Annotated in this window: 21 protein-coding genes; 19 read left to right on the forward strand and 2 right to left on the reverse strand. The window is 43.4% G+C overall.

Annotated elements, in window-relative coordinates; translation table 11 throughout:
* Positions 1-132 precede the first annotated feature (132 nt).
* From ACJA3J_RS05335 to ACJA3J_RS05410, 16 genes are all read left to right on the forward strand, one after another.
* Positions 133-1,638: a potassium/proton antiporter gene (locus tag ACJA3J_RS05335; protein WP_115894566.1), complete on the forward strand. Its 1,506-nt coding sequence runs from the start codon at positions 133-135 to the stop codon at positions 1,636-1,638.
* Positions 1,639-1,852: 214 nt separating this feature from the next.
* Positions 1,853-2,668, forward strand: coding sequence for a pyrroline-5-carboxylate reductase (proC, locus tag ACJA3J_RS05340; protein ID WP_406945696.1), 816 nt, complete (start codon positions 1,853-1,855; stop codon positions 2,666-2,668).
* A 90-nt stretch (positions 2,669-2,758) separates the two neighbouring features.
* Entirely contained in the window at positions 2,759-3,238 is a 480-nt protein-coding gene (locus tag ACJA3J_RS05345) for a PH domain-containing protein (protein WP_406945697.1), read from the forward strand.
* Positions 3,228-4,727, forward strand: a complete 1,500-nt coding sequence (locus tag ACJA3J_RS05350) for a PH domain-containing protein (protein ID WP_406945698.1) — start codon at positions 3,228-3,230, stop codon at positions 4,725-4,727. The genes ACJA3J_RS05345 and ACJA3J_RS05350 overlap by 11 nt, the downstream gene beginning before the upstream one ends.
* A 128-nt stretch (positions 4,728-4,855) precedes the next feature.
* A complete protein-coding gene (locus ACJA3J_RS05355) occupies positions 4,856-6,151 on the forward strand; it encodes an NCS2 family permease (RefSeq protein ID WP_089653088.1) in 1,296 nt (431 codons plus the stop codon).
* Positions 6,152-6,804: 653 nt separating this feature from the next.
* Positions 6,805-7,818 carry an IS110 family transposase gene (locus ACJA3J_RS05360; RefSeq protein ID WP_406945699.1) on the forward strand — a complete coding sequence of 338 codons (1,014 nt, stop codon included), beginning with the start codon at positions 6,805-6,807 and terminating at the stop codon, positions 7,816-7,818.
* A 727-nt stretch (positions 7,819-8,545) separates the two neighbouring features.
* On the forward strand, positions 8,546-10,135 hold the full coding sequence (locus ACJA3J_RS05365) for a spore germination protein (protein WP_406945700.1): 1,590 nt from the start codon (positions 8,546-8,548) through the stop codon (positions 10,133-10,135).
* On the forward strand, positions 10,062-11,222 hold the full coding sequence (locus ACJA3J_RS05370; protein ID WP_089653090.1) for an endospore germination permease: 1,161 nt from the start codon (positions 10,062-10,064) through the stop codon (positions 11,220-11,222). Before ACJA3J_RS05365 ends, ACJA3J_RS05370 begins: the two co-directional genes overlap by 74 nt.
* Positions 11,219-12,340: a Ger(x)C family spore germination protein gene (locus ACJA3J_RS05375; RefSeq protein WP_089653091.1), complete on the forward strand. Its 1,122-nt coding sequence runs from the start codon at positions 11,219-11,221 to the stop codon at positions 12,338-12,340. The genes ACJA3J_RS05370 and ACJA3J_RS05375 overlap by 4 nt, the downstream gene beginning before the upstream one ends.
* An 82-nt stretch (positions 12,341-12,422) precedes the next feature.
* Complete coding sequence (locus ACJA3J_RS05380; RefSeq protein WP_115894563.1) at positions 12,423-12,920, forward strand: hypothetical protein; 498 nt, start codon at positions 12,423-12,425, stop codon at positions 12,918-12,920.
* Between the two features lie 157 nt (positions 12,921-13,077).
* Positions 13,078-13,689: a SafA/ExsA family spore coat assembly protein gene (safA, locus tag ACJA3J_RS05385; RefSeq protein ID WP_089653250.1), complete on the forward strand. Its 612-nt coding sequence runs from the start codon at positions 13,078-13,080 to the stop codon at positions 13,687-13,689.
* A gap of 127 nt (positions 13,690-13,816) precedes the next feature.
* The gene (locus tag ACJA3J_RS05390) at positions 13,817-14,773 is read left to right on the forward strand and encodes a Fe(3+) dicitrate ABC transporter substrate-binding protein (protein ID WP_089653094.1); all 957 of its coding nucleotides are present in this window, start codon (positions 13,817-13,819) and stop codon (positions 14,771-14,773) included.
* 149 nt (positions 14,774-14,922) lie between these two features.
* A complete protein-coding gene (locus tag ACJA3J_RS05395; RefSeq protein WP_089653254.1) occupies positions 14,923-15,900 on the forward strand; it encodes an iron ABC transporter permease in 978 nt (325 codons plus the stop codon).
* On the forward strand, positions 15,897-16,889 hold the full coding sequence (locus ACJA3J_RS05400; RefSeq protein ID WP_167356088.1) for an iron ABC transporter permease: 993 nt from the start codon (positions 15,897-15,899) through the stop codon (positions 16,887-16,889). The genes ACJA3J_RS05395 and ACJA3J_RS05400 overlap by 4 nt, the downstream gene beginning before the upstream one ends.
* 267 nt (positions 16,890-17,156) lie before the next feature.
* The gene (locus ACJA3J_RS05405; protein ID WP_089653096.1) at positions 17,157-18,344 is read left to right on the forward strand and encodes a NupC/NupG family nucleoside CNT transporter; all 1,188 of its coding nucleotides are present in this window, start codon (positions 17,157-17,159) and stop codon (positions 18,342-18,344) included.
* 128 nt (positions 18,345-18,472) lie between these two features.
* Positions 18,473-19,897 carry an aldehyde dehydrogenase family protein gene (locus tag ACJA3J_RS05410; RefSeq protein WP_115894561.1) on the forward strand — a complete coding sequence of 475 codons (1,425 nt, stop codon included), beginning with the start codon at positions 18,473-18,475 and terminating at the stop codon, positions 19,895-19,897.
* A 560-nt stretch (positions 19,898-20,457) separates the two neighbouring features.
* On the opposite strand, the gene ACJA3J_RS05415 is transcribed toward ACJA3J_RS05410, so the two are convergent.
* Both ACJA3J_RS05415 and ACJA3J_RS05420 read right to left on the reverse strand, forming a co-directional pair.
* Entirely contained in the window at positions 20,458-21,744 is a 1,287-nt protein-coding gene (locus tag ACJA3J_RS05415; protein ID WP_406945701.1) for an IS110 family transposase, read from the reverse strand.
* A 462-nt stretch (positions 21,745-22,206) separates the two neighbouring features.
* The gene (locus tag ACJA3J_RS05420; RefSeq protein ID WP_406945702.1) at positions 22,207-23,568 is read right to left on the reverse strand and encodes an MATE family efflux transporter; all 1,362 of its coding nucleotides are present in this window, start codon (positions 23,566-23,568) and stop codon (positions 22,207-22,209) included.
* Positions 23,569-23,678: 110 nt separating this feature from the next.
* Between ACJA3J_RS05420 and ACJA3J_RS05425 the strand changes: the two genes are divergently transcribed.
* The 3 genes from ACJA3J_RS05425 (at position 23,679) to ACJA3J_RS05435 (ending at position 25,708) form a co-directional block, all read left to right on the forward strand.
* Positions 23,679-24,755 carry an undecaprenyldiphospho-muramoylpentapeptide beta-N-acetylglucosaminyltransferase gene (locus ACJA3J_RS05425; protein ID WP_406945703.1) on the forward strand — a complete coding sequence of 359 codons (1,077 nt, stop codon included), beginning with the start codon at positions 23,679-23,681 and terminating at the stop codon, positions 24,753-24,755.
* A 168-nt stretch (positions 24,756-24,923) separates the two neighbouring features.
* Entirely contained in the window at positions 24,924-25,349 is a 426-nt protein-coding gene (locus tag ACJA3J_RS05430; protein ID WP_406945704.1) for an ATP-binding protein, read from the forward strand.
* 5 nt (positions 25,350-25,354) lie between these two features.
* Positions 25,355-25,708 carry a hypothetical protein gene (locus ACJA3J_RS05435; RefSeq protein WP_406945705.1) on the forward strand — a complete coding sequence of 118 codons (354 nt, stop codon included), beginning with the start codon at positions 25,355-25,357 and terminating at the stop codon, positions 25,706-25,708.
* Positions 25,709-26,310 lie beyond the last annotated feature (602 nt).

A 26,310-nucleotide genomic window follows, 5' to 3' on the forward strand; every position in this document is an offset into this window, starting at 1 on the left:
AAAGAAGCCAAGTAACATCTTGTTGCTTGGCCTTTTTTGTGTTTTCAAAAGGTGGACGAGTGTTTTATTGCTTACACTCAATCTTTCATTGTTATAATGTGTATATATAGAAAATAAAAGGGAGTATCGTTTATGATTCAGGAAATCTTAGAGTCCAATCAATTCATCATGCTGATGGCTCTATTACTTATTGTAAGTATCATCGTTACAAAATTCTCTTCCAGGCTTGGGGTTCCTTCTCTTGTTTTGTTTATTGCCGTTGGAATGCTCGTGGGGAATGATGGACTTGGGTTCATTTACTTTGATAACCCTGAAATAGCTCAGTTGATCGGTGTCATCGCCTTAATTGTCATTTTGTTCGAAGGTGGTATGCTGACGAAGTGGAAAGATATAAGGCCTGTGGTGGCTCCGTCGATTACCTTAGCAACAGTTGGAGTCGTGCTTACGACATCCATCGTCGCCTTAGCTGCTAAATTCATTTTACATATCGGTTGGTTTGAAGCTTTCCTTGTCGGTTCCATTGTGGGGTCTACAGATGCGGCTGCCGTATTTGCCGTTCTTAAAGGTAAAAACGTTCGACCTAAGCTTGAGGCCACACTTGAAGCTGAGTCCGGTACCAACGATCCAATGGCCGTGTTTTTAACGATTGCCTTCATACAATTGCTCACAATTGATCAGGTCAATCTATTTGGTTTGGTGGGGTCTTTCTTTTGGCAAATGGGGGCCGGGCTGGTCGTAGGGGCTGGGATTGGTTATTTAGCAAGTTTATCGCTAAACCGGATTAATCTTGATTCCAGTGGACTCTATCCTTTGTTCGCCTTAGGTTTCGCCTTTTTATCATACAGTTCAAGTTCACTTCTTCAAGCCAGTGGTCTTTTAGCTGTATATGTAACAGCTGTGGTCATTGGAAATGCTGAACTGGCGTATCGTTATTCTATCTTGCGTTTCCATGAAGGATTTGGTTGGATGGCGCAAATCCTTATGTTTATTATTCTAGGATTATTCGTTTCTCCAACAGAAGTCTTCACTTGGCCCGTTATGGTAGATGGTCTGTTAATAGCCCTTGTGCTCATCTTCATTGCGAGGCCTGTAGCCACGCTTTTAAGCCTGGCCGGTTTTTCCTTTACGATGAAGGAAAAGTACTTTTTATCCTGGGCTGGTTTGCGCGGGGCTGTACCCATCGTCCTTGCCATCTTCCCAATGCTCGCAGGAATTCAGAACAGCCAGCTCATATTCAACGTTGTTTTCTTTACTGTCCTGACTTCAGCTCTTGTACAAGGCTCTTCCATCACATGGATCGCTGAACGTTTCAAACTTGTTTCCGATAAGCTTGGAAATCCGATTCATTCTCTTGAGTTGATTTCCATCGGAAAAGCAAATGTTGAAATGATTGAGTTTGATGTAACGGAAAGGAATATTGTTGTTGGCCAGACTTTAGAGGATATGGAATTGCCTGATCGAGCATTAATCAATGCAATCATTCGTGACGGGGATGTGATTACCCCCTATGGTCAAACAGAAATCAAAGCCGGAGATACGCTGTATATCCTTGTAGCGAGAAAAAATAAAAAAGAAGTGAAGAAGCTGCTTGAGGCGATTAAAGAAGAGGAAGCAGAACACGAAAAAAGCCGAGCTTAAGGCAGCTCGGCTTTTTTCGTAGCAGCTATGATATTTTGGGCGTTTCACTATGATATGAAGAATACAGTTATTATTATAGGTAAGACAGGCGGGTTTGTAAACCTTTTCTAGAAAAAACATGTAATTTTTACTAGAGAAACAAGGGAAATCCAATATGGAATTGTACGTTCGACAATCTTCCTATACAATAAGAATCACCAAGGAGGGATGTACGGTGAACAAACGTATAGGTTTTATCGGCTGTGGCCAAATGGGGCAGGCGATGATTCAGGGCATGATTGATGCAGGCCTTGTGAAGGCGAGTGATATCGCTGCGACGGCTTTATCCGATGAAACGATTGACTTTGTGACGGATGAATACGGGATTAACATTTCCAATGAAAATAAACGAGTGGCAAGAGAAAGTGATCTGCTTTTCTTGGCGGTGAAACCTTATGTGTATCAAGGAGTCGTCCAGGAAATTAAGGATGAAGTACCCGAGGATACAGTGGTTGTCACCATTGCTGCCGGCATCACACTTGATGCTATGAAAGAAGCCTTTGGTCGCAATGTGAAAGTGATTCGTTCTATGCCGAACACCCCTTCGCTTGTCGGAGCAGGCATGAGTGTTTTGTGTCCGAACGATTTCGTGACAAAAGAAGAATTAGCAGAAGTAATGGAAGTGTTTGAAAGCTTTGGAGAAGCTGAAATCGTAGAAGAAAAGTTGATGGATGCGGTTCCGGCCGTCAGCGGATCTTCACCGGCTTTTATCTACATGCTCATTGAGGCCATGGCAGATGCAGCTGTCCAACAAGGCTTCCCTAGAGACAAAGCCTATAAAATGGTATCCCAGTCTGTCCAAGGGGCGGCTCAAATGGTCAAAGAGACCGGTCGTAACCCTGGTGAACTGAAGGATGCCGTCTGCACCCCAGGCGGTACAACCATTGCAGGTGTAACGAAGCTTGAAGAAGCTGGATTCAGAAATGCGATTATTCAAGGGATGACAGCTTGTACAGAGAAGTCCAAAGCATTATCAGAAGGAAAAAAATAAAGGGATGGCCGGACTGTTACGTCCGGCTTCTTTTATAAATAATGAAACATTTCGATCAGTCAATCGTAATCATACACAGGGGGTGGAAGAATGGAACAGCAACCGACACAGAGAATATCACAGCGTGCGCTGACGTTGTGGCGCATTTACGGATGGATTCAAGTAGGAATCATAATTTTGTTGACAATCGGTCTAACCGTCACCGTTTTCCTATGGGATTGGCCATGGTGGATTGTCTTGATTGGGCTTGGCATCGCTTTACTAGAAGTGCTTTCATTTGTCTGGCTCGTGCCAAGTTTACGGTGGAAAAGGTGGAGGTATGATGTCACTGAGACAGAGATCGACTTGCAGTACGGATTATTTATCGTGACACGAACGCTGGTACCTATGGTCAGAGTTCAACACGTCGATACAGAACAGGGGCCATTACTCAGGAAATTCCGTTTATCCACCATCAGCATTTCTACGGCTGCGACGGTACATAAAATCCCGGCATTGGATGAGCAGGAAGCCGAGCGTCTACGTCAGTCTATCTCTTCCTTAGCAAGGGTGGCGGAAGATGATGTTTGAACCAAAAAGACTTCACCCGATTTCAGCTATCATCAACTTCGTGAAGACGTTGAAAGATGCGGCTTTGCCATTGATCATTGTGCTCGTCTTAAATGGAAATATATTCAGTGGAGAAGTGGATTGGATCCCACTGCTCATATGGATCGGTGTCCTGCTCCTTGTTTTGGGGTCAGGGATCATTCGCTGGCTGCGCTTTACATACCGTATGGAAGAGGGAGAGCTGAGAATTGAATATGGGCTTATTTTCCGTAAAAAGAGGTATATCCCTATCGATCGAATCCAGAGTCTTGATTTCTCGGAGGGTATTTTTCACCGTCCTTTGAATCTCGTAAAGGTTTCGGTTGAGACGGCTGGATCAACAGGGAATGAAAAAGCAGAGGCTGAACTGACAGCGATCCGAAGAGAAGAAGCAGATTCCTTGGAGGAAGCCATTTTCCAGGAAAAGAAACGAAGAAACGGGAGACAGGATGACGAAACTTGGGATACTGAAGAAGTCCAAGCAGAGATGGAAGAACCGAAGCGTGAAAAGGTCTATGCCATGTCCATGAAGGAAATCGTGATGATGGCCATTACATCTGGAGGAGCGGGAGTAGTCATCTCCGGGGTAGCTGTCTTCTTCTCACAATTCATGGACCTTTTACCTGTAGGGACGATCTACAATGAAATCCTTGATTGGATTCAAATAGGTGTGCTGGTCATCGCCTTTACCGCTCTTGTCATATTATTAGTCGCTTATGGGATATCCATAGTGATGACGATTCTAAGGTATGCGAACTTTTCTGTTTTTATTGATGAAGATGATTTAATCATCACCCGTGGATGGCTGGAGAAAAAGCAGATGACCATACCATTGAATCGGATTCAGGGCATTCGAATGGAAGAAAACTTAATTCGGCAGCCATTAGGATACGCTTCCGTCACGTTGATCAGTGCAGGGGGCTCGGTATTGAAAAATGATGAGCATCAGTTACGCCTGCTGCCAATGATCAAAAAGGCAGAAGTGGGGGAGATTTTGAAAAAGGTACTTCCTGATTATGATGTTGTGGATGATTTCCATCAACCACCCAAGCGATCGTTATTCCGTTATATTCTGCGTCATTCATGGTTCGGCTTCTTAGCGTCGATACCCATCAGCATTTTCTTTTTCCCTTATGGTCTATTATCCATTGTGGCGGGGTGCTTCTTAGCCGTACTCGGCTGGCTTGCCTTCCATGATGCAGGTTGGAATATTCTTGGAGATCAGCTGACCTTACGATCAAGAGGAATTATCAAACAGACGTACTTGATGAAAAAGTACCGCATCCAGGCGTCTTATGAAAAACAGACGTATTTTCAAAAAAGGGCGCACCTCTCAAGCATAGAGGTCATGTTGACATCGGGAGGAGGCAGGTCGCTCGCCTCCTGCTACTACCTTGAGAAAAAGGATACGGAAGAAATGATGGAATGGTATAGAATCAAGAGAGCAGGTGAAAAACCGTCTGAAGAATGATTTCTCGGACGGTTTTTTTATGTCAATTTAATAAAAACGAACATTTTCATTGTATCTATTGATTTTTGTTCGTGAAAATAATATTATAATACACGTTGTAATTCTTATTGAAAGTTTGGTGTTTCCAAATGTTAAACAAATGGTTCCGGTTAAATGAAAATCATACAAATGTTAAAACAGAGCTGCTTGCAGGAGTGACGACCTTTCTGACAATGGTCTATATCGTTGTCGTTAACCCGGCTATTCTTTCTAGCGCTGGGGTGCCATTCGATCAAGTGTTCATGGCGACGATCATTGCAGCGGTCGTAGGTACGTTGATTATGGCATTTGCCGCCAATTACCCCATCGCCATTGCACCTGGTATGGGATTGAACGCATATTTCGTCACAGAAGTCGTCCAACAGGATGTCAGTTATTCCGTTATTCTTGGAGCTGTTTTTGTTTCTGGTATATTATTTGTTCTCCTTAGTCTGACAAGCTTACGTAAAACGTTGATTACAGCGATTCCTCCTTCGTTGAAATATGGAATCACATCAGGAATTGGTTTATTTATAGCCTTTCTGGGGTTAAGAATGTCAGGAATCATCGTGCCTAGTGAAGAGACCCTGGTTACGCTTGGTGACTTGACGGCAAAAGGTCCATTATTAACTGTATTCGGACTCTTCTTCACTTTGGTCCTCATTGCGAGAAACGTGACGGGAGGATTGTTTATCGGCATGTTTGTAACAGGCATCATTGGCTTTTTCACAGGCCAGCTTCAGCTTGATGGCTTCATCGATGCCCCGCCGGCTCCTGTTTTCTGGGACATGGATCTTGGAGCGGTATTCAGCAATGGTCTTTATACGGTGATTTTCGCTTTCCTTCTTGTCACGATTTTTGACACAACAGGAACGATGATCGGTGTTGCAGAACAAGCAGGTTTTATCCGCAAAGATGGAAGCCTGCCGAGAGCACGGGCCGCTTTAATGGCCGATGCATCAGCAACAACTGTCGGTGCTATGTTCGGAACGAGTCCTTCATCCGCTTACATTGAATCTTCTTCAGGGGTAGCAGCTGGAGGGCGGACAGGCTTAACCACAATGGTCGTTGCGCTATTGTTTATTCTATCTATGTTTTTTGCACCTGTCGTTGGAGCGGTTTCCGGCTTACCAGCTATTACAGCTCCTGTATTGATCATTGTCGGTTGCTTTATGATGGGTGGTCTTGCAAAGGTGAACTGGGGTAGTTTCGATGATGCTTTCCCAGCCTTCATCATTATCCTTTCCATGCCACTCACATCCAGTATTGCAACAGGGATTTCTTTCGGATTTATCACATACCCTTTATTGAAGCTCGTAACGGGTAAAGGAAAAGAAGTGCACTGGATGTTGTATATGTTCGCGGTTATTTTCATATTACAAATGGTCTTTTTCCCAGGACATTAACCCCACCAAATCCTATGGCTATCAGCCATAGGATTTTTTCTATGTTATTAAAGAAACTGGCAGTATTGTTGAAGACTTGATTTCGAGACGTTTGTGGGAGTATAGGGCTCCGGGAAAAGGTTCGCTTTCCGTGGGCGAGTGATGAGCCTCCTCGAGCTAACGCTCTGCGGGGTCTCATCTACCACGCACTTCCCACAGGAGTCTCACCGTTTCCCTCCGCCCCTTTACCATATGAGGTTCTCGAAATCGCTCTTAAAGCACCCTGCCTAGTTCTGTGTAAAATCCTCCTTAACCCGCGTCGATATAGGATTCTTAACCATAAAAGCTCCTATTACTGGGAGGTAGTTTCGAGAATCTCTTCCGGCAAGTGGGAGGAGGGGAATGGGGAGACTCCTGCGGGATAAAAGTGCTTGGTGAGACCCCACAGGACGGAGTCCGAGTTATCATGAACGAAACTAGCTCCTTACACGTAAATTCGTAGGTTAACTTGGTTAAGCTGTCTACTGTTAAAACTAACCAAATTAGAGCTACATTACGGAAGGAGCTAGTTACTATGAAGGATGCCATTAAGTATGTTGGTTTAGACGTGTCAAAAGAAAAAAATTGCAGTCGCTGTTGCGGAAGAAGGTCGCGGAGAGCCTAGATATTGGGGAATGATTCCTCATACTTCTGAAGCTGTCCGAAAGTTAGTCAAAAGACTTGGCACACCTGAAAATCTACGTGTGTGTTATGAGGCCGGTCCAACTGGCTATCCTCTATGTCGATTGTTTATTTCTTTAAATATTCAGTGTGATGTCATCGCCCCATCCCTTATTCCACAAAAACCAGGTGAGCGTATTAAGACCGATCGTCGTGATTCTATCCGACTCGCCCAATTATATAGAGCCGGTGAGTTGACCTCTATTTATGTACCTACGCCAGAGGATGAAGCTTTACGGGATCTTGTCCGGGGGCGTGAAGATGCGAAAGAAGATGAATTGAGAGCGAGGCATCGTTTAACGAAGTTTTTACTTCGCCATAATCTTCAACCGCCACAAGGGGCAAAAAAGTGGAATAAGAAATATCGGGCTTGGCTAGATGCCCTTAAATTTGAAAGAACAGCTACCCAAGTTGTCTTCCAAGAATACTACCATCAAATTCAAGAGTTGGAACAGCGGCTTTTAAGATTTGAAGAAGAAATTCGCTACCAAGCGACAAATGGGACCCATGCGCCTATGATTCAAGCTGTTCAATGTTTAAGAGGCGTTGGTTTAATTACAGGGACAAGTCTAGTGGCTGAAATCGGGTCCTTTAAACGGTTCCCTACTCCTAAATACTTTATGGGTTATATAGGGTTGATTCCTAGTGAATCCTCTAGTGGAGATACGCGGAGGCAAGGGAAAATCACTAAAGCAGGAAATCGGCATGTGCGACGCTTGTTAATTGAATCGGCCTGGAGTTACCGGCATAGACCCGCGGTCAAAGGGGACTTGAAAAAACGGTTAGAAGGACAGCCGCCCAATCTTCAAGCGATCTCTTGGAAGGCACAAAACCGCCTTCATAAAAAGTACTATCAATTAATGGCTAGAGGGAAAAATGCAGGGAAAACAGTGACAGCCGTAGCTCGGGAGCTTGCAGGATTTATCTGGGCTGTTGCACAGGAATTAGATGACCTTTCTGCATCTTAAATGTTGGGTCCATGTATGTTGTTTCAGTTTTGGGAATGATTAAATTTTCCAGCTACAAATAGATAATGAGAATAGGGCTCGAAGGCAAAGAGAAAAACCGGAAAGGAAAATCCACGTGCCTCCTTTGTGCTATATCTATTCAGATTAACGCACGCTCCGAGTTAGTGGAAAAGTCCTTTATACGGAAAGATAAAATGTGAGAACCCACGGATATCAGGATGCTAACCGCAGAAAAGATTTTTGCCTTCGTGCCGTGTCTTCACTATCTATTCTTACCAAATCCAAAGGAGGAAGCGTTGTCGTCTTTAGCTTTAAATACGTTCTCATCTCTTGGAACGGCCGTCAAGGAGAGCACTTGACAGCCGTTCCAAGAGATGAGGAGTGGTCGGTAAGCTAAAGAAGGAACAACTATGCCGAGTTAGCCAGCCGTTTATGAGAGAACAAGAAGAAAGAAGTTAAAACTGCTTCTCTTCTTTAGGTTGCCTATTTTTAATACAAAAAAGAATTTAGTGGGGGAGCCTTGACAGTTTCGTTCATATCAGGAGGCTCACCGCGCTCCCGCGGAAAGCGAGCCATTCCCCGCAGCCCCCATCCACTCAACAAAAGTCTCGAACTGATTCTTCCACAATCGGGAGCGTTAGTGGGGGAGAGATTTTAGGGGGAGGAATAGGATTTGGTTGGTATATTCCTTTTTATCCGTGGCAAATTAAGGTTAGGTGATGCAAATATGGGAATCTTTACGCGATTCTTCAGGAATAACCGTGACAAATTAGCAGACCGTCATATGTCTGAACCTTCAAATGAGAAAGAAAGACCGAGCTCAAAGAAACTGTCAGAAAACGTGAAATATATTTTAGATGCTTTTCATCAATCCAATGATTTGAAGATCCGCGTATTGAAAAAAGGAGATGCGGCTCTTTTATATTTTGAATCCTTAGCTGAACACGAAAAAATTCATGAGAAAATTTTTGCACCCATCGAAATGGGACACACAGAAGACGTTTTCCATCTTCCTAATGCAAAACAGACGAATGACTTAGAAGAAGTTGTTCGTACACTTTTACGTGGACATGCCATTTATATGGAAGAAGGAAAAAAAGAAATTTCACAGTTCAGTGTGACTTCTTCATTTGGCCGGACGCCAGAGGAACCACAAAACGAGAGGGTAGTCCGCGGGGCTCACGATGGATTTGTCGAAAACATGATGACAAACATTAATCTTGTCCGAAAAAGAGTGGAGCATAGGGACTTAACAATAAAGTATTTTAAGTTAGGTAAGAAAACAAACACGAATGTAGCTGTTGTTTACATGGATGGAATTGCTGATCCTATGATTGTCCAAGAGATTGAAACAAGGTTACATTCCCTTGATTCGGATATGATTCACAGCCCGGGGCATATCGAAGAATTTATAGAAGATAAGTCGAACTCACCTTTTCCTCAGATGTTGAATACCGAGCGTCCTGATAGAGTAGCGGCGAACCTGGTGGAAGGAAGAGTAGCCATCATGGCGGAAGGAAGTCCTACCACCCTCATTGCACCAGCGACTTTTTTTATGTTTTATCAGGCTCCAGATGACTATAACATGCGCTGGTTCACAGGGACGTTTGTACGACTAATTCGTTTATTCAGTTTTATCATAGCTGTCACATTACCTGCTTTTTATATTGCTGTGGTCAGCTTTCATTTTGAGGTCATTCCGGATGAACTGATTATTCCTGTTAAAGCATCGATCAATGAGATTGCCTATCCTCCGATACTGGAGGCTCTTGTGATGGTTATCATCATTGAACTGATTAGAGAAGCGGGGATTCGTCTCCCGGCGCCAATCGGTCAGACAATCGGGATCGTGGGAGGTCTCGTCATTGGTGACGCCGTAGTCCGCGCAGGGCTTGTTTCCAATTTAATGGTCATCGTAGTTGCTTTGACCGCCATTGCATCCTTTGTCGTTCCTTCCAATGAATTGAGTACAGCTCTTCGGTTGTTAACTTTTCCACTAATCATACTCGCAGGTACGATCGGTTTTATAGGGATCGTATTTGGAATGTTGTTTATCATCATTCACTTGACCCGGCTACAATCTTTTGGTGTCCCTTACTTTGCTCCACTTGCTCCATTGAGTCTGGTTGATTTAAAAGATACGTTTGTCCGTTTGCCCATGTATATGATGAAGCTTAGACCGAAGGATGCTCATGCAGTTAAACCTATAGCTTTGAACCCTTCAAGGGAGTGGAAGAACCGTGATGAACAGAACCAATCAAAGCAAGGAAGCGGGAGAAATGACCAACCCTCCTCAACAGATGACACAACAAAATGAACAAAAGCTGTCGCAAAGGCAGTTTTTCTTTATAATTGTTCAAACTCAAATCGGTGTCGGTGTGCTTTCTGTTCCATATGAACTTCATAGTGTAGCCAAGCAGGATAGTTGGATATCCCTGTTATTAGGAGCGGTAGCGATTCAAGTTCTTCTTGTAGGAATCTGGTTCGTTGCAAAGAACTTCCCGCATGATACGTTGTTTACTATGAACGATAAAATGTTTACGAAATGGGTAGGAAGGCCGCTTTCCATCTTATATATTTTTTATTTTATCGGCGTAGGTACGTTAATCATTTTATTGTTTTCCCGAATGATCAGTATATGGGTCTTACCGAACACCCCATTGTGGGTTATGGCTCTCTTAATGGTTACGGTTTGCATGTACATGGTTGGTGGTGGGCTGCTTGTACTTGGCCGGTTATACACGATGCTCTCTTTCCTACTGGTTTTTCTACTGTGCCTCATTATTTTTTCAACAAAGGAAACACATATTATGTACTTGTTCCCAATGTTGGAAACAGGGTGGGGGAAAATATTTGCTGGAATTAACAAAGCCATTTTTTCTTTTTTTGGCTTTATCGTTTCCCTTGTTATTTTTTCAAAAGTGGAAGGGACAAACAAACAAAAGTTGAAAACGATTGTGATGGCCCACTGGTTTGTTACGCTTTTCTATTTGTTTACGGTTTTTGCGAGCTTTACCTTTTTCAGCACGAGTGAACTTCCATTAGTTCCTGAACCTGTGCTATATATGTTGAAGACATTTTCACTCCCGATCATTGCACGTATCGATTTGTTTTTCATATCGATTTGGGTCATTAATGTGGCAACCTCTTTTGCTACCTACCTTTATTTATCGAGTTTAGGTCTTTCCGATTTATTTAAAAGACATTCGCAAAACCAATGGATCGTTGTCGTTGGTATCTGCGTATTTTCCATAAGTATATATATTGGTTTAGATATGTCAAAAATTGAAACTTTCAATAAGGTAGTTACCTATTCTGGTTACATTTTTTCTCTCACTCTTCCGCTGATTATGGTTCCTGTCAGTTATTTGAGAAAGAAAAAAGATAAGGGGGGGGCATCATGAAAAAATATTTAATAGCTGGTATAGTGAGTCTCTTGTTCCTTACTGGGTGCTGGGATGAAAGACAGTTTAAAAACGTCAAACTAGTCCTTTCTTTGGGCTTTGACCAAGGGGAAGAAGGACAAATTATACAAACGGTCTCCATCCCTTCTGTTAGTAGAGCTACCGAAGGTCCGGGAAGTGAAAGTCTACAAATATTATCAACTTCAGCACACACTCCTTTACAAGCAAGGGGGAAGATTGACCGAATGATACCGGAATCATACGATCCAGCTAAAGTGAAAGTAATTGTTTTAGGAGAAGACCTTGCGAAACAAGACATCTATCCTATCCTTGACGACATGTATCGCAATCCAAGAAGTAACTTGAATGCTTACCTTGCAGTAGTAGAAGAAGGGACGGCCCAGGATGTTATAAGTATGAATCATACTGGGGCGACAAGAATCAGTAACTATATCAGCGGGTTGCTGGAGGCTGCGGTTTCGTCCACTCATGCAACTGGTGAAAACCTTCAACTTCTCTGTGCGGAATTATTGGAACCGGGAATCGATTTTTCTATCCCGCTACTTAAAATAGAAGATGATGGAAATTTACTCACTTTCAGCGGTATGGGGTTGTTCCATGACAAAACTTATACAGGAGAAAAAATCGGAGCAGAACAAACGACACTGTATATGCTGTTGCAAGGGGAAAAGGGAAGAGTCGCCCGTTTGACTAAAAAGATTGATGATCATGGGAAAGATGAAATCCTGGATTATATCACGGTGAGTGTAGCGGAAAATGATCGAAAGATGAAAATAGAAAATAAAGATGGAGAAATTGCTGTAACCATTAATCTTGATATGAAAGTGAAAATCGTGGAATACCCTTCCGATCATTTATATGTGAAAGGTAGAATTGAGGAAATTGGCAAGAAGCTGTCCAAGAAACTTACTGATGAGTCTGTAGACATTATCAGTCAGGTCCAGGAAGCGAACAGTGATGTATTCGGGATTGGAAGAAGAGTGAAAGCTTATCATCCGGAAGTCTGGAAGGAATTAGACTGGAGGGAAGAATTTCCGGAAATATCGATTGAGCCTAAAGTTAAGGTAGAAATTATCCAGCACGGGATCATTAATTAAAATTTTTTCCTCCTATGTGAAACCTTTTTGGGATTCATCTCGTCTCTATATTAGAAACATAGAAATGACGGGGGAAAGCAGTGTGTGGAAGAGGTTTGGTGTTTTAATTTTCTTGTTGTTTATGATCAGTGCTTGTAGTAGTAAAACCCACGCGGTCCCTAGTGGATACCATTCTTATAATATGGAAAAGGTGTCTTCGGCCGTTGAACAATTGGAGTTTCAGCCAGATCTTCCTGAGTATATCCCTGTACCGATGATAAGTGTCGTTTCAGACATTTATCAGGATGAAGGTACAGAATTGATGGACTTGAGTTTTTATACACCGGATAATGATCTGTTGACCATTAAATTTTCCCAAGAGGAAATCGATACTCCGTGGATCGCTCCGGAAGAGCTTTCCATCCTCGACAATATAGACGGATTTTATGAAGATAACCGTTTTTCCAAAAAGTTGACCTGGGAAAAAGATGGAGTAACTTACTTAATGACTTACCGCGCCAGTGTGGCGTCTGAAGCAGGTAATGGACAGAGTGTGACACGACAACAATTGGTTGAAGTGGCCCGCTCGTTTCATTCATAAAATGATTATACCTCCCCTATGGTATAGCACCCACCGACTGACCACCGGTGGGTGCGTTTTTAATTCCTAAACTTTTCCTCTACATACATAATTTTATTAGTAAGAGCCACACTACATCTGACACTAAATAAAGGAGTGAGAGCACTTGAAAGTATGGATGTGGTTAGGCGCTATCATTTTTGCTGCGGTGTTGTTTGTGCAAACCCCTCAAATGACTCATGCAGCAACGGATACTTACACAGTTAAGAGTGGGGATACATTATGGAAGATCTCGAAAAAATACAAAATTGGTTTGAGTGAAATCATCAATGCAAACCCACAGTTCAACAACCCTGATCTGATTTATCCAGGAGACAGGGTGACAATTCCTCTGAAAGGGGATATCAAATCAGTCGAAAGCCAAGTGATTGACTTGACGAACCAAGAAAGAGCGAAAAATGGTCTTCCTGCACTGAAAGCCAATTGGCAGTTATCACGCGTGGCAAGGTACAAGTCCAGAGATATGGCGAATAAAAATTATTTTTCCCATACATCTCCTACCTATGGGTCCCCATTTGATATGATGAGAGACTTCAATGTTTCTTACAATCGCGCTGCAGAAAACATTGCGGCTGGACAACGAACGCCACAGGAAGTGGTCAATGGATGGATGAACAGCCCGGGACATAGAAAGAACATTCTAGATCCAAATTTGACACAAATCGGCGTAGGTTATGCACAAGGTGGAAGTTACGGTCACTATTGGACACAAATGTTTATTACGCAATAAATGGAAGGACTGTCGTTCTTAGAAGATGCGGCAGTCCTTTTGTTGTGGCCTTTACAATTATTCCAAATTTGAGTATGATGAGTAGAGTGTTTGATAATGATTATCAATAACAATGGAGGTTTTACATATGAAGAAAAGTATAGTTTCGTTATTTATGCTCGTCCTTGTACTTGTTTTAAGTGCATGTGGAGGATCTTCTGAAGACCAAACTTCAGAAGATCCACAGGCTGACAGCGGTGAAACAGCGGAAGATACACGTGTCATTGAACATGAAATGGGAGAGACTGAAATTACAGGTCAGCCTGAAAAGGTCGTTGCTCTGGAGTTTTCCTTTGTTGACAACCTTGCCTCTTTAGGGGTTTCACCTGTCGGCATCGCAGACGATGATGATTCAGAACGCATCATCGAACCAATCCGTGAAAAAATCGGTGATTATACTTCTGTAGGTACGAGGAAGCAGCCTTCCTTAGAAGTGATCAGCTCCCTGCAACCTGATTTGATTATTGCAGACATGAAAAGACACAAAGATATTTATGATCAGTTGTCTGACATTGCTCCGACGATCATTCTTCCTTCTCTAGCCGCTGATTATGAAGGGATCATTTCAAGCTTTGAAACGGTTTCAAAAGCGATGGGAATGGAAGAAAAAGGGGATGAAGTATTAGCTGACCATGAAGCGAAAATGGAAGAACTTCGTGCTCAGGTCCCTGAAGATGAAGAACGCACAGTCCTTCCTGCAGTCGTAGCGGATAGTGGGTACTTCGCTCACAATATGGAATCCTACACCGGTTCACTTTTAGAATCCATCGGTTTAAAAAACGCGATCCAGAGTGGTGACGAACGCTACAATAAAATCAACTTGGAACAGGTCGTTGAATTCAATCCAGATGTGATGTTCCATATGGTGGCTGGAGATCAAACGGTCGTTGATGAATGGGAAAGCAATGACTTGTATCAGAATATTTCAGCAGTGGAAAATGGAGAAGTTCACGAAGTGGATCGTAATATGTGGTCCCGTTTCCGAGGATTAATTTCATCTGAGAAAATTCTAGAGGACGCTATCAACTATTTATATGAGGAATAATTCTTTAAAGAGCGGAGGGGAGGCCCTTCGCTCTTTCCTTTTTACCAGGGGACGCTTTCCTATTGTTTGTGATATGGTGAAAAGAGTATATAGATAGGAGAATTCAAGTGCAGCATTTATCTGAGCAATCATCCGTAGTCAAGTATAAAATGGTCCTTATCTTCTTGTTAGGTATTCTTGTCCTTATTGCGAGCTTTATCGCAAGTTTAAGCATTGGTGCCTATGCCATTTCGTTTGCCGATGTATTGAAACTTTTGTTTTCCCCTGATGAAGGGAAAGCCGCCTCCATCATTCATACAATCCGCTTACCGAGGGCTCTTGTAGGAATCATTGTCGGCGCATGTTTAGCTATTGCCGGGGGAATTATGCAAGCCATTACGAACAACCCTTTAGCCTCACCTCAAGTGTTTGGAGTCAATGCAGGGGCTTCGTTAATGGTGGTCGCCGGGGTTGTACTCTTTCCAGGGCTTGGTTCTTCAACGCTCGTATATTTCGCATTCTTAGGTGCGGCTGTCGGAGGGGCGATTGTCTATTCTCTTTCTTCAACAGGGGGCGGTATGACACCAGTAAAATTGGCTTTGGCAGGAATTACTGTCCACCTGTTTCTATCCTCTTTAATCGAAGGAATCGTCCTTTTTCATGAAACATCAACCGAAGATGTTCTTTTTTGGCTTGCCGGCGGCATCGATGGTCGTAACTGGGCCGATGTCCGGTTAATGATCCCGTGGTCACTGACTGGCCTCATCGGCGCATTATTTCTAGGCAAAGGACTAACGATTCTTGGGTTAGGTGACGATGTCGCGAGAGGATTGGGACAGAAAATTGGATGGATCCGGGCTTCATCAGCCATTTTAGTCATTCTATTAGCCGGTATTTCTGTAGCGGTTGCTGGTCCAATCGGTTTCATAGGTTTGATCATACCGAATATTGTACGAAAGCTCATGGGGTCCGATTATCGACTGGTACTTCCGCTGTCAGCCGTCTTTGGTGCGGCATTATTAACGATCTCTGATGTGCTGTCAAGGTTCATTTCATTTCCTGCAGAATCTCCGGTGGGTATCGTAACGGCATTACTCGGAGCCCCATTTTTCTTATATTTGGCTAGCAAGGGAGGACGAGCAGCATGAGCTTGAAAAAGATGCATCCAATGACGATTATTATTTCCCTTACTCTACTCGTCTTATTAGGAGCTTTTCTTTCGATTGGTGTCGGCGCTGTTTGGATTCCGCCTGGTTCCATATTCAACTATTTTGTTGGAGTGGATGCAGGGGGCAGTGGCTATATCATCGAGAATTTCCGATTGCCGCGAATTATTATGAGCTTGTTGGTAGGAGCTGGATTGGGGATATCTGGAGCAGTATTACAAGGAATTATTCGTAACCCGCTGGCTTCACCTGATGTCATTGGGATTACCAAGGGAGCTGGATTTGCAGCCGTCGCTGTAATTATCCTCTTTCCTTCTTTGCCTGTCATCGGTCTTCCGATTGCTGCGTTCATAGGAGCGGGTCTGGTCACAATCGGCCTTTATATCTTCGCTTTTAAAAGGGGCGTGCAGCCAGCGACACTTGCTCTTGTGGGTATTGCGTTAGGAGCGATTTGTCAGGCGGGAATTCAGTTCTTGACGGTAAAATTTCCGTTGGAAACGAATGCAGCGCTCGTCTGGTTGACGGGTAGTTTATGGGGGAAAGATTGGACAGATGTGTGGATGCTGCTGCCTTGGATTGTGATTGTTGTCCCCATCACATTTTTCCTGGCTCCAAAACTTGATGTACTTAGTCTTGGAGACGATGTCGCAGAAGGGCTCGGAGAACCTGTCAGAAAAGCAAGGTTGTTATTATTGATCATAGCGGTTATTCTTGCAGGTGCCTCTGTAGCTGTTGTCGGCACACTCGGATTCGTCGGGTTAATTGCGCCACATATTGCGAGGCAATTGGTAGGGAACAAGCATATCTATCTGCTACCTGTTTCAGCGCTTACGGGAACGCTACTCTTAATGGTTGCTGACAATCTGGGCCGCGGCTTGTTTCCACCTACAGAAGTCCCAGCAGGAATTTTTACTGCTGTTATTGGAGCCCCGTACTTTTTGTTCTTATTGAGAAAAATGCAAAAGTCATAGAAAAAGAAACGTCAAAGGCGTTTCTTTTTCTATGTGTACAAGTGTATACCCATATGACAAAATTTTATTAAGATCCTTAAAAGAGGATAAACCCTTAGAAATAAAGGCATATTAGAGCATAGGATAACTAGCATGTCATGATTTGTTATTTATTACATACAAATAAACCTTGCATGACGTCTGACAACCTGATAAAATCCATAGTGGAATTACTTGATGTAAGCATTTTCATAAATACTTTATTTACCAATTAGGGGAGGACTTATTGTGGGTATTCTTTTAGGAATTCTTGCTGTCGCGATCATTCTTGGAATCGCTTTTCTGATGTCCAATGATCGTAAGAACATCAACTATAAAGGTATAGCTGTCATGCTTGTCGTTCAGTTACTAATAACGGCGTTCATGTTCAACACGACCATCGGTAAAATCATTATTGATGGGATTTCCGCTGGTTTCAACAAATTGATTGAGTTCGGTTCTGTAGGTGTTGATTTCGTATTAGGTGGCGTAGAAGTAGGAGAGAACGGAGTGTTTTTCTTCAACGTTCTATTGATCATCATTTTCTTTGCAACCATTCTTTCTGTCCTAACATATCTAAAGATTTTGCCATTCATTATTAAGTATCTAGGTTGGGGACTTTCGAAAATTACCGGTTTGCCGAAAGTTGAATCATTCAACGCGGTCAACAGTATTTTCTTCGGTCAATCAGAAGCATTGATTGCTATCAAATCGCAGTTCCACAACTTAAATGACAACCGTTTGTACATTGTCAGTGCTTCCGCTATGGGATCTGTATCTGCATCCATCGTAGGTGCGTACCTTGGAATGCTGCCTAGTCAATATATCCTTGTGGCTCTTCCATTAAACATGTTTAGTGCTTTGATCGTTTCATCCATCATCGCACCGGTTAAAGTTTCTAAGGAAGATGACAAAGTGGATATTCAAGATGTATCCAACGCGAAAAGCTTTTTCGAAGCAATGGGGAACGGTGCACTTGATGGTGGTAAAATCGCCCTGATCGTTGCTTCCATGCTAATTGCCTTTATCGCATCACTTGAACTTGTGAACTGGTTGTTCGGAGCTGTATTCAACGGATTTACGCTTCAAGAGCTACTTGGTTATATCATTGCACCAATCGGTTTGCTGATGGGTATTCCAGCTGCTGAAGTCGTCGATGCTGGTGCGATCATGGGTACGAAAATCGTAACGAACGAATTCGTAGCGATGCTTGAATTCTCTAACATGCTTGACAGTGTGTCTGAGAAAACAGTTGGTATTGTAACGGTCTTCCTTACAAGTTTCGCTAACTTCTCCTCTATCGGTATCATAGCTGGTACTGTTCAAGGTATTGATGCGGAAAAAGGTGGACGAGTATCTGGTTTCGGTATGAAACTTCTTATCGGTGCGACTCTAGGTTCTATGCTTTCTGCAACGATTGCAGGATTATTCCTATAAAGTGCCGAAAAGTCTGAATGGAGGGTTTCCTCTATTCAGGCTTTTTTTGTTTTTTAACATCCTTGCGATATATCCCCGTATAAGGAAATAGGAAAAGCCGCAGATTCTATTTCAAAGGAGAGAGGTTCATGGATCGTTATAAGCTCTATATTAATGGAGAATGGATAGACACCAATGATCAACTGGACGTATTGAACAAATACACACAGGAAACCTTTGCACAGGTGGCTAGAGCGTCTGAGAAAGAGGTGGATGCAGCCATTGAAGCAGCGACGCATGCCTATAAGAAGCATGCCATGTCTCCTTATGAACGCTTTGAAATATTGAAAAGAGTGAGTGAACTATTGAAAGAAAACCAAGAGGACATGGCAAAAGCTATTACGATGGAAGCTGGCAAGCCGATCAAACAAGCATTAACAGAACTGGACCGGGCAGCACAGACCTTTGAGTTGGCCGCAGAAGAAGCAAAACGGATACATGGCGAGGGAGTTCCGGTAGAGGCAGCACCAGGTTCTGAAAACCGTATGGCTTTTACCATCAAGGTCCCAGTCGGAGTTGTCGGAGCTATCAGCCCGTTCAATTTCCCTGTTAACCTTGTCGCACATAAAATCGCACCCGCTATAGCGGCAGGGAACGCGGTGGTCCTGAAGCCTGCAAGTAAGACCCCGATTTCTGCACTGAAATTAGCCGGATTGTTCGAAGAAGCAGGACTCCCGAAAGGTTTTCTTAATGTGGTTGTTGGGTCTGGATCCACGGTGGGGAATCAAATGATGAAGGATGAACGAATCAACCTGTACACGTTTACAGGCAGTGCAGAAGTCGGACTGAAGTTAAAACAAAATACAGGCTTGAATAAACTCGTCCTGGAGCTCGGGAATAACTCACCAGTTATTATCGATAAAGAAGCGGACTTGGACGCTGCTGCAGAAAACGTGGCCGCTAAAAGTTACGCCTTTGCCGGGCAGGTTTGTATTTCTGTCCAGCGATTGTATGTACACGAAGATGTACGTGAAGAATTCCAGGAAAAGTTCATTCAGGCAATTGAAAAGTTGAATGTAGGCGATCCGAACGATCCAAATACCGATGTCGGTCCTATGATCAGCGAGGAAGAAGCCGAACGTGCCGAACAATGGGTGGAGGAGGCGAAGGAAGCAGGAGCCCAAGTCTTCCATGGCGGCAATCGTGATGCTGCTTTATTTCACCCTACGGTTTTAACAAATGTGAAACCTGAGATGAAAGTCGTCTGTGAAGAAATATTCGCTCCCGTTGTGAGTATTATTCCATTTTCTGACCTTTCATCATGTATCGAGGAAGTGAATGATTCCCCCTATGGTCTCCAAGGTGGTATATTCACACAAAATATCGATACCGCTTTTTATGCAGCAAGAAATGTGGAAGTTGGGGGCTTAATGGTCAATGATTCCTCCCAATATCGTGTCGACCTCATGCCTTATGGTGGTGTGAAAGATAGTGGATGGGGCAAAGAAGGCCCGAAATACACCATCGATGACATGACAGAAGAACGCTTAATCGTCCTTAACTTAAACCATTAACTAATAAATCAAAAAGAAGCGTCCATCCTCAGGACGCTTCTTTTCATATCCAAGATATGCTCCCTATTCTTGAAGACTCAGTTTCGAGAATTTTGTTGAGTGGATGGGGCTGCGGGGAATAGCCCGCTTTCCGCGGGAGCGCGGTGAGCCTCCCTCAGTAAACGGATTCGTTCTCAAAAATCCTTGGTTTTTCTCTGGTATTCTTCTTCTTTGAATATTGAAACATAGGTCATTCATTCAAATATATTCCATTTTTTAATGAATATGGAATACGTATAGGCGCTTAAACAGACTGGAGAGGTTAAGTTCCAGTAAATGGGTTTTATAATCGCACCTTGGATCTCCACATTAAACATGGTGGTGGACCCTCCCATATCTCTCGGCGTCTGTGCGCGCAAATTCCTTCGTTCGACCTGACCATGTGTGGATGCCGGAAAAGCTCCTCGGGTGGGTCTGTGCCCTAATGCTCGGAATGTGACCAGCTTATCCGTGCTTCAATTGTAAGAAGATCAAAAACCATTGTTAAACCAAATTCATAATAAGACACGAAACGTCTATAGTTAGGCGGCTGCCTGTTCTTGAGAAAGATGAGGGATATCTCGAAGCATTCGTTCTTCACTAAACGCGCGTTGTCGGGTTCCCATCATAAAGAAGATCTTAATAAGCTTACGACCAATGGCGACGTAGGCTTGCTTTCCCGTCAATGGATTTTGCGGCCGGTCTCTAAAATACCGATATAATACGTGGAACCCGTCATTGTTTTGGGCTAAAGGACGAGCGACTTTATACAAGATGGATCGCAATTTCCGCCTGCCCCGTTTGGTAATTGTCCTCTGTCCTGCGTATTTGCCTGATTGGTTCATCATGATGTTGAGTCCCGCTAATTTAATAATTTGGCGTGGATCTCTATAGTTTGAGAGGTCACCAACTTCAGCGAAAAAACCAGCGACGGACATTGGACCGACACCTTTAATCGCAATCATAAGGTCTGCGCCAGGGATTTGTAGAACGAGCTCTTCCAGTTGATCCTGAAGACGATCAAGACGTTTCTCCAATTCTCTATACTGATCCGCAAGAAAACGGAGTTCTTCTCTAGCCATACCCAGACCGGTTTTTATTCCTACACTAGAGGCTGCGGCTTCTTTAAGTTTTTGAACGGTAACACGTGGTGTGCCCTTGTACACATGCGTCTTAAGCTCTTGAAGGAGATCTTCTTCTGTCCTTTGACAAAGGTCCCCCGGGAGATAACCTTGGTCTAAAATATAGGAAGCTGTTTTCCCTGTCCACTTACTAAATACGGTGAGAAACTCTGGGAAATAGCGATCCAAAAGATTATGCATTTGCGCTTTGATGGATGAAAGGTCTTCCTGAATCATATCGTGAAGCTTCATCCCTTCGCGCAACTCGGCATAAACCCCTTCAGGCATTGTCGGCTCATGATAACGACCGTCGCGAATGATTTGGGCGATGACCTTCGCATCCTTCGTATCATTTTTCGTAGGCGAATCATCATCCATCTCTTTCATGCGCTGAACTTTCATAGGATTTACAACGACAGGCGTTAGTCTCTGTTCTTTTAGATAGTGCGCTAAGTTCAGCCAGTAATGGCCGGTAGGTTCCATCCCAATCATGACTTGGGTACGTCCTGTTTGCGCTTTTAAAGCCTGAATCCATTTCTGTAACTTTTGAAAACCTTCTAGTGAATTGGAGAAAACCATGCGTTTGGCAAGGTCAACCCCACGATCATCCACCGCTCGGGCCACGTGTTTGTGTTTCGCCACGTCCACCCCTATAGCGATCGTGTGTTCATTGGTTTGCATTATTCTTTGATTTTGTGTAGTATCCATAATTGAAGTCTCCCTTCGGTACTTAATTCGAGGTCATGCATGACACTCTCTATCGTACCAAGGGGGATTTTTTTATGCACACCGCAAACTATTCAATATTTCCTCAAATCGTTTCCCTACAGGAATGCTCCTCGAGCTTCGCTCTGTGGGGTCTCACCAAGCACTTTTTTCCCGCAGGAGTCTCGCCATGCCCCTCCGCCCCTTTGCCATATCAGTGTCTCGAGACTACTTCCACAAACAGCAGAGTTTGCAAGATGTGTCGAAATGAAGAAGTCTGAGGCCTTCCCATTGAAATGCTGTTACTTCGCGCTTTATGACAACTGGACAAGGAGGTTGGAAGAGGCTTCTTCTAAGTGTAGGGGTTGCTTCGCAGCCACCCCTGACGCTCAGCTCAGCAACGAACCCCAAAACATCTCGAAATCGAGTATTAAACAATCCTGCCAGATTGTTTAATAATAGTTTCTAGGAAGCGGAGCTTATTTGGGTGTTTCTTTTTTGGATGTACAGCATACGGATGAGGAGCGTGATGGCTCCTGCGGTCAGGCCGATCGTTAAGCTTAACCAGTATCCGTAAGGCCCGAGGGGCGTATAGTTCGCAAGCCAGTACCCACTCGGCAAGCCTATGCCCCAGTAAGAAATGAATGCCATGACAAGCGTAATGTTCACATCTTTATAGCCGCGGAGAATACCCTGGAGAGGTGCTCCGAATCCATCAGACAGCTGAAAAAAGATGGCATAGATAATGAAATTCTTAGTCAATTCAATCACTCTGTCATCTGTACTGTAGAGTCTTGCAATCGTATCATCAAACAAAAATAAAATCAGACCTGCAAAAACACTCATTATTACAGCCGAAGCAATTCCTAAATAAGAATACGTTCTAGCTTCCTTGTGTCTTTCTGCCCCGACTTCGAATCCAACGGCAATTGTAAGTGCGAAGGCGATACTCAAAGGAACCATATAGAGAAGAGAGGCGAAATTGATGGCTGCCTGGTGAGCGGCAATCGTATTCGTGTCGTAAGCCGTCATGAAAAATGTTACGGCCGCGAAAATACTCGTTTCAAAAAAGATCGCAAAACCGATGGGAATGCCGATTTTCAATTGTGCCCACCACTCTTTCCATTCAGGCGAAATCCATGATTGGAAAATCTTATAGGTTTTTAGTGGGCGGAGTTTGTGAATGATGGTAACAATAATAACTAATGATACCCAATAGGTAAGAGCAGAAGCTACTCCTGCTCCGACTCCTCCGAGTTCAGGGGCACCCAATCGACCGAAAATGAACATATAATTGAAAAGAATATTGATGGGCAGTGTCATCAGTATGACAGCCATTGAAACTTTGGTTTGTCCCAGAGCATCAACAAATGACCGAAGGATGTTGAAAACAAATAAGGGTACGATTCCTATTCCCAGTGTCACTAAGTAATATTTCGCTACATGCCGGACCTCGGGAGTGATGTCTAGTACAGACAAGATCGGATCCAATAAAAAGAATCCGATCGTTCCTATCCCCCCGGCCAAAACGATGGATAAATAAATTCCTTGTTTGACGGAATATGAAATTTCATTTTCTTTCTTTGCCCCTTTTAGTTGGGCAACAATTGGGGAAATAGCCATGAGGATGCCATTCAATCCTGTAAATACAGGCATCCAAATACTTGACCCTATCGCTACTCCTGCCAGTTGGTCAGGCCCGGATTGACCAGCCATAATGGTATCGAAAAAATTCATGAGGTACATTCCGATTTGTGTGATCAGGATAGGAATGAGGATAACGCAGAACAATTTTATTTTTTCTTTTAATGTCTTTGTTTCATACATAGGCCACACTCTTTTCTGGTACAATTCTCTTTAGAGGAATACGAGGATTATAGCATAGTAACACATCCAGACCTACTTAAGAAGCTCTCTGAAAGGACGTTGATTAACATATGAGTCAGAAACGGATTTTATTTACAGGTGGAGGAACAGCGGGACATGTCATTGTGAACCTTGCGCTGATTCCAGAATTCCAGAAACAAGGATACACCGTCGATTACATCGGATCCTACAGTGGGATTGAAAGAAAATTGATCGAGCCTTTAGATGGAGTCACCTACCATGGCATCTCAACAGGAAAGCTGAGGAGATACATGTCGAAGGAAAACTTCAAGGATCCTTTCAAGGTGTTGAAAGGATTAGCTCAATCTCTTCGCATCATTCAGAAAAGGAAGCCTCAAGTTATTTTTTCAAAAGGGGGATTTGTCTCCGTACCGGTCGTCATGGCGGCCCGTTTGAAAAGTGTTCCGACAGTCATTCATGAATCGGATTATACGCCAGGTCTAGCCAATAAACTCTCCTTCCCCTTTGCGAAAAAAATCTTGGCCACTTTTCCAGAGACCATGAACCACCTGCCAGAAGGAAAAGGCGAATATATCGGGGCCGTTGTCCGGGAAGAGCTGTTTGAAGGAGACCGCTCTAAAGGCTTAGCCTTGTGTGAATTCCACAAACAGAAACCTGTAGTGATGGTGATGGGAGGTAGTACAGGATCGAAAAGAATCAATGATGCGATTCGCGACAATTTAGATGAATTGCTTCAGGAAGTTCAGATCGTTCATATTTGTGGGCACGGGCACAAAGATACGTCTATCAACAAGCGTGGTTATGCCCAGTTCGAATATGTTCAGGATGAGCTGAAGGATTTGTTTGCTGCTACAGACTATATCGTCTCGAGAGCAGGATCAAATGCGATCTTTGAATTCTTAGCTTTGAAAAAACCCATGCTTCTCATTCCTTTATCAAGAAAAGCGAGCCGTGGAGACCAGATTTTGAACGCAGACTCTTTTGTTAAACAGGGATACGCGCTAAAAAGAGAGGAAGAAGAACTCACAAATGAAACATTATTGAATGATCTCCGTCAACTGATTGACAATCGTGACCAGATTCTTGAATCCATGCAGAGCTATCAAAGTGAACGGACGAAAGAAAAAGTAATGGAAATCATTCAAAGTCATGAAAGAAGAAAGTGAGGTATCTTCCATCCGTTGAGGAGAGATGGTTGCATCTATTTTCCATTTTTATGAAGAAGTTAACACTTTCCCTTTTAAGTCATTTGGATAAAGGGAATAGGAAAGTGAACAAATCCATTTACTAAGAACGATGATTGCGAATCATCGACTTAGAAGAGGAGAGGCTGAATGATGAAGCCATCTATAGAAGCCAATATCAGACATCCGAGAGAACTGAGAGATGTCCGACGGAAATATTCACCATATCTGGCCAAATACTATGGGAACGATCAACTTCTTGTGGACGCATCCATTACCGAAGCTGTATGGAATGCATGGGTCCATGGCCACCATGAGAGGACGGATTATCCCGTTTTGTTAAAAATTCACTTTCTTCATTCACGATTGGTCGTCAGAGTCTATGATCATGGAGACGGTTTTAACTGGAGACCTTATCAAGTGGCAGGTGATGTGAAGCACTGGTTTCCAAGTGTGGAAGATTTGGAGAAGAGTGGACGTGGAATTACGTTAATGTTTAGAGTTATGGATATTTTGCGATATAATGAAAAGGGCAACGAGTGTTTGCTAATGAAAAAATATCTCAATCAGGAGTAGATTTCGTGAACACAAACATCTGTCGGTATTGTTATAAAAAAATTCAGGACCGTGACGAGCTTGTGACAGCATCCAACTGGTTCCGAATACGTCCTTATCATTATCGTTGTTTCGAACTTTTAGAGCAGGATACGAAAACAATCGCAGGAGCCTGGACACCTATCAACGGAAGAGTAGGACTTGTAACTGTTTTTCTCATGCTTGTTCTGGCGATCGTTCTTCTTTTTACCGATCTTCTCGGGGGGATTGGGGATTTGGTAGGATTTCTGGCCTTATATCCTGTACTTTTGCGTATTCTTTCCTTCTTTATATTTGAGATGCATCTGCCGAAATATTTGGAAAACAAAAAAAGACCCTAAGATGACTTTTCAATAGCAGTTTAGTTTAGGTGTACGCACAAACAAGGCGCACACTTAAACTAAACTGCTTTTCATTTTATCTTCATTATATGGCAGGATTGTGGAAGACTCAGTTTCGAGACTTTCTGGGGTTCGTTTGCCGTGTTAAGCGTTAGGGGGTGGCTGGGAAGTAGCTTTCCTTTGGTGATTGAGGCAAGCCTGTTTCGCACTGCAGGGTCTCCCCAGCCAATCCTTTCCCGCGGGAGTCTCGCAACTTCCCAAGCACCTCATTTGAGAGATGAGATAAACGAACCCACGTACACGAATGGAGGGTCTTCCATAACCACTGCTTCCTGGTTGAGAAGCGCTCTATAGCAAGCTTTAGAATACAAATGACTAGCTTGTTTAAAAGTTTAATTCATCGACTACCAATACGCTGGAAAGCTGCTTATTCTGGAAGTAGTATCGAGATACTCTTTTGGACAAGGGGCGGAGGGAAACGGTGAGACTCCTATGAGACGTGTGGGACAGCTGAGACCCCGGAAGGCGTAGCCTGAGGAGGCTCAGCGCCCGCCCCATGGAAAGCAAACTGTTTCCCGGATCCCCTAAACTCCCACAAACAT

The sequence above is a fragment of the Halobacillus sp. SY10 genome (assembly GCF_045401165.1).
GTDB lineage: Bacteria > Bacillota > Bacilli > Bacillales > Halobacillaceae > Halobacillus > Halobacillus aidingensis.

Coding starts and splice junctions, on each gene's coding strand:
- ACJA3J_RS05415 (WP_406945701.1), bottom strand. CDS start 21,744: ATGGATACTACACAAAATCAAAGAATAATGCAAACCAATGAACACACG.
- ACJA3J_RS05370 (WP_089653090.1), top strand. CDS start 10,062: ATGAACAGAACCAATCAAAGCAAGGAAGCGGGAGAAATGACCAACCCT.
- ACJA3J_RS05355 (WP_089653088.1), top strand. CDS start 4,856: ATGTTAAACAAATGGTTCCGGTTAAATGAAAATCATACAAATGTTAAA.
- ACJA3J_RS05410 (WP_115894561.1), top strand. CDS start 18,473: ATGGATCGTTATAAGCTCTATATTAATGGAGAATGGATAGACACCAAT.
- ACJA3J_RS05345 (WP_406945697.1), top strand. CDS start 2,759: ATGGAACAGCAACCGACACAGAGAATATCACAGCGTGCGCTGACGTTG.
- ACJA3J_RS05390 (WP_089653094.1), top strand. CDS start 13,817: ATGAAGAAAAGTATAGTTTCGTTATTTATGCTCGTCCTTGTACTTGTT.
- ACJA3J_RS05420 (WP_406945702.1), bottom strand. CDS start 23,568: ATGTATGAAACAAAGACATTAAAAGAAAAAATAAAATTGTTCTGCGTT.
- ACJA3J_RS05375 (WP_089653091.1), top strand. CDS start 11,219: ATGAAAAAATATTTAATAGCTGGTATAGTGAGTCTCTTGTTCCTTACT.
- ACJA3J_RS05335 (WP_115894566.1), top strand. CDS start 133: ATGATTCAGGAAATCTTAGAGTCCAATCAATTCATCATGCTGATGGCT.
- ACJA3J_RS05400 (WP_167356088.1), top strand. CDS start 15,897: ATGAGCTTGAAAAAGATGCATCCAATGACGATTATTATTTCCCTTACT.
- ACJA3J_RS05395 (WP_089653254.1), top strand. CDS start 14,923: ATGGTCCTTATCTTCTTGTTAGGTATTCTTGTCCTTATTGCGAGCTTT.
- ACJA3J_RS05365 (WP_406945700.1), top strand. CDS start 8,546: ATGGGAATCTTTACGCGATTCTTCAGGAATAACCGTGACAAATTAGCA.
- ACJA3J_RS05425 (WP_406945703.1), top strand. CDS start 23,679: ATGAGTCAGAAACGGATTTTATTTACAGGTGGAGGAACAGCGGGACAT.
- ACJA3J_RS05350 (WP_406945698.1), top strand. CDS start 3,228: ATGATGTTTGAACCAAAAAGACTTCACCCGATTTCAGCTATCATCAAC.
- ACJA3J_RS05430 (WP_406945704.1), top strand. CDS start 24,924: ATGATGAAGCCATCTATAGAAGCCAATATCAGACATCCGAGAGAACTG.
- safA (WP_089653250.1), top strand. CDS start 13,078: ATGTGGTTAGGCGCTATCATTTTTGCTGCGGTGTTGTTTGTGCAAACC.
- ACJA3J_RS05360 (WP_406945699.1), top strand. CDS start 6,805: ATGATTCCTCATACTTCTGAAGCTGTCCGAAAGTTAGTCAAAAGACTT.